The organism is Pseudomonas sp. SDO5591_S426 (assembly GCF_054070755.1).
In genome coordinates this window covers 1-2192 of record NZ_JBSVXD010000372.1, presented here as the reverse complement: position 1 = coordinate 2192, position 2192 = coordinate 1, and the positions used below count along the sequence as shown (strand labels likewise).

The 2192-nt window shown below is 59.3% G+C and carries 2 protein-coding genes; one reads left to right on the top strand and one right to left on the bottom strand.

Translation table 11 applies throughout. The annotated features are described in order from the left end of the window. Positions 1-103: 103 nt before the first annotated feature. Complete coding sequence (locus tag ACW9JC_RS30055; protein WP_007971486.1) at positions 104-448, bottom strand: YggL family protein; 345 nt, start codon at positions 446-448, stop codon at positions 104-106. A 232-nt stretch (positions 449-680) separates the two neighbouring features. Here ACW9JC_RS30055 and dacB point away from each other — a divergent pair, with 232 nt between their 5' ends. Then, positions 681-2141, top strand: coding sequence for a D-alanyl-D-alanine carboxypeptidase/D-alanyl-D-alanine endopeptidase (dacB, locus tag ACW9JC_RS30050; RefSeq protein ID WP_338585582.1), 1461 nt, complete (start codon positions 681-683; stop codon positions 2139-2141). Positions 2142-2192 lie beyond the last annotated feature (51 nt).

Sequence of the window (2192 nt, the reverse complement as noted above, 5' to 3'; positions counted from 1 at the left end):
TACAGGAGATCGCATTCCCTTGTAGGAGCTGTCGAGTGCAACGAGGCTGCGATCCTTTGATCCTAAAAAAACGGCGACCCTCGGGTCGCCGTTTTTCAGAACATCAAGCTACCGGATTGATCGGCTTTTCCGGGTACCAGACGTCCAGCAGCGGGCTGACTTCAACGCTGGTCAGCTCGGTGCGGCCTTTGAGCCAGGCTTCAACGGCGGCGCGTTGTTCAGCGCTGACCGAGCCACGCTTCTGCAGGCAAACCAGACCGTAGTCGTCGCCGCCAACATAACCCAGACCGTTGGCTTCCATGGCTTCTTTAAGGAACGCATCGAGGAAAGCATCAATGGCTTCATCAGCCAAATCTTCTTTGAAATCCAGGTTCAGCTCGAAACCCAGCTCTTGAAATTCATCGACGCACAGTTTTTTGCGCAGACGCTGGGAACGGTTAGTCGCCATTGGAACAATCCTCTTAAGTAATAACGGCCGGCACTTTAGCAGTTTAAGCCGCCAATTGCCCGTCTCTGAACGGCCGCAGCCTACCGCCGGTAAAAAAATAGCGGATTAGAAGGCCAAGGCACGGCACAAGCCACGACACCTTGGGGCATAATGCCGACACTTTCATGACCGCGGAGGGCTTTCATGTTCATGCCCTCGTCTTTTCCCCCTCGGCTGTAGGGTTTTATTTCACATGATCAAATCGTTGCGTCCATTGCTGCTGGCCAGCCTTCTTTTGCCGCTGGCCCTCCCCGTTTCCGCTGAACCGATCAACACCGCTCTGTCGCCCAACGTTGAAAAAGCCCTCAAGGCCAGCAAGTTGCAGGACAACGCCCTGTCGCTGGTGATGATTCCGCTCACCGGCCCCGGCACTCCGACCATTTTCAACGCCGACGTGTCGGTCAACCCGGCGTCGACCATGAAGCTGGTCACCACTTATGCGGCGCTGGAAATGCTCGGCCCGAATCACCAGTGGAAAACCGAGTTCTACACCGATGGCACCCTCAGCGGCGGCATCCTCAACGGCAACCTCTACCTCAAGGGTGGCGGTGATCCGAAGCTGAACATGGAAAAACTCTGGCTGCTGATGCGCGACCTGCGCGCCAACGGCGTAACCCAGGTCACCGGCGACCTGGTGCTGGACAAGAACTTCTTCGTGCAACCGCAACTGCCCGAGTTCAACGACGACGGCAACGACGAGAACAAGCCGTTCCTGGTCAAGCCCGATGCGCTGCTGGTCAACCTCAAGGCCCTGCGATTCGTTGCACGTAATGATTCGGGCAAGGTGCTGGTCTCCGTTGAACCGCCGATCGCCAGCATCCGCATCGACAATCAGGTCAAGGCCCTCAACTCCAAGCAATGCACCGGTGGCGTGCGCTACAACCCGGTGCCTCAGGCCGATGGCAGCGTGACCGTGACGGTCGGCGGTCAGTTGGGTGAAGGCTGCAGCTCGCAGACTTACCTGTCGCTGCTCGACCACGCGACCTACACCGCTGGCGCCGTTCGTGCGATCTGGAAAGAGCTGGGTGGCAGCATTCAGGGCAAGGATGTGCTGGCGCCAACGCCGAAAGACGCCAAGGTGCTGGCACGGGCGTTCTCGCCGGACCTCGCGGAAATCATCCGCGACATCAACAAGTACAGTAACAACACCATGGCCCAGCAGCTGTTCCTGAGCCTGGGGCAGAAATTCCGCACCGACGCCGATGGCGATGACGCCAAGGCTGCCCAGCGCGTAGTGCGCCAGTGGCTGGCGAAGAAAGGCATCACCGCGCCACATCTGGTGATGGAGAACGGCTCCGGCCTGTCCCGCGCCGAACGCGTCAGCGCCCGGGAAATGGCTTCGATGCTGCAAGCTGCGTGGCACAGCCCTTACGCGGCCGAGTACATCAGCTCGATGCCGATTGCCGGCACCGACGGCACCATGCGCAAACGCCTGAAGACCACCGCGATGCGCGGTGAAGCCCACGTCAAGACTGGCACCCTGAACACCGTGCGCGCCATCGCCGGTTTCAGCCGCGACGTCAACGGCAATACCTGGGCGGTGGTGGCGATCCTCAACGACAAGGCCCCGTTCGGTGCATCGTCGGTTCTGGATCAGGTGCTGCTGGACCTGTATCGCCAGCCGAAATTGCCGCAGACGGCATCCGTGTTGTAAGCCCCAAAAGTCAAAAGATCGCAGCCTTCGGCAGCTCCTACAGTTTTACAC

What these genes read in the sequence shown, in the direction of transcription:
- dacB (WP_338585582.1), top strand. Translation starts at nt 681, where the DNA reads ATGATCAAATCGTTGCGTCCATTGCTGCTGGCCAGCCTTCTTTTGCCG.
- ACW9JC_RS30055 (WP_007971486.1), bottom strand. Translation starts at nt 448, where the DNA reads ATGGCGACTAACCGTTCCCAGCGTCTGCGCAAAAAACTGTGCGTCGAT.